The sequence below is a fragment of the Nocardia sp. NPDC049220 genome, assembly GCF_040647855.1.
Lineage (GTDB): Bacteria > Actinomycetota > Actinomycetes > Mycobacteriales > Mycobacteriaceae > Nocardia.
In genome coordinates this window covers 1-1,417 of sequence record NZ_JBEZDA010000046.1, presented here as the reverse complement: position 1 = coordinate 1,417, position 1,417 = coordinate 1, and the positions used below count along the sequence as shown (strand labels likewise).

Here is a 1,417-nt window from a genome sequence, read left to right as displayed (position 1 = left end):
GATATCTGTCCGAGGTAGTTGAAACCGATCTGTGGTGTGACCGCGGGTATCTGGTCGCTGGTGGCGGGGTCGCCGTAGCGGAGTATGCCGTAGCCGATTCCCTTGTCGGGAACTGCCCGTAATGCTTCTTTCACCGTTTTGAGGGCTTCGCCCAGTGCCGGTCCACCGGCCAGCGCGTCGGTCACATCCACATTCGACAGGTCGAGTCGTATCGGGAACAGGGAGGTGAACCAGCCCACTGTGTGTGAGAGGTCCGCGCCCTCCACGATGTGTTGTTCGCGGCCGTGTCCTTCGAGGTTGATCAGTACCGATGGTTGGTGTTCACCGCGTTGTGCCCGCCAGGCTGTGACGGCCAACACCAACGCGGTCAGCAACCCGTCCTCGACCCCGGCGTGGAAACGGGTGGGGACGGTGGTCAACAACTGGGTGGTGAGCTCTTCGGTCATTTCGACCTCGACGCTGCGTAGTACCGCCGCCACGTCCACCGTCGGGTCCAGCGCCCGGGAACCCAGCAGTGGGTCGTTGCCCGCCGCGACGGCCTGCCAGAACGGGATCTCTCGTTCCCGGGACCGGTCGGTTCCCAGTTCGGTTATTGCATGCGCCCACCGCCGCATCGATGTCGTGACCGGTGTCAATGCCGGGACACCGCCCGCGCTGATCCGGGTCCACGCCGCGATCAGGTCCGGGATGATGATCCGCCAGGAGACACCGTCGACCGCCAGATGATGCACAGCCAACACCAGATAACCCGGCCGGTCGCAGGAACCCGGCCCGTTCGTGCGTGGGTCCAGCCATACCGCCGAGATCATCACCCCGACGCGGGGGTTCAGTCGTGACAACGCGCGGTCCAAACCCGCTGCCGCGATCACCGACAACTCCGCCGCGGTGATCGTTTCGTCGAACTCCACTCGCTCGATCACCTCGGCGGTATCGACCGAACCACGATCGGGTACCGATAGTCGCCACCCGTTCTCATCGGTGACCAGCCGGGCCCGCCACATGTCGTGGTGATCGGTCACCGCGGCCAACGTCGCCACCAGCCCCGCCCGGTCGATACCCGGCGGCAACGTCAACACCATGTGTTGGGCGAACCTGCCGAACCCGCCACCGCGTTCCACCAGCCACCGCGCGATCGGTGTCAATGGCATATCCCCGACCCCGCCACCGGGTAACTCCTCCAACACCCTCACCGGTGAATCCGACCGCACGAACCCGGCCAACCCCGCGACCGTCTTGTGTTCGAACACATTCCTCGCCGAGAACGCCACACCACGACCACGCGCCCGCGACACCAACTGGATCGCCAGGATACTGTCGCCACCCAGATCGAAGAACGAATCATCGATCCCCACCCGATCGATACCCAACACCTGCGCGAACACCTCCGCCAGGACCCGTTCCTCACCGGTACGAGGCT

The 1,417-nt window shown here is 64.7% G+C and carries 1 protein-coding gene; it reads right to left on the bottom strand.

Annotated elements, in window-relative coordinates; all coding sequences use genetic code 11:
• The coding region (locus AB0C34_RS31425) for a condensation domain-containing protein (protein ID WP_357081050.1) at nucleotides 1-1,417 on the bottom strand (1,417 nt) is incomplete at both ends.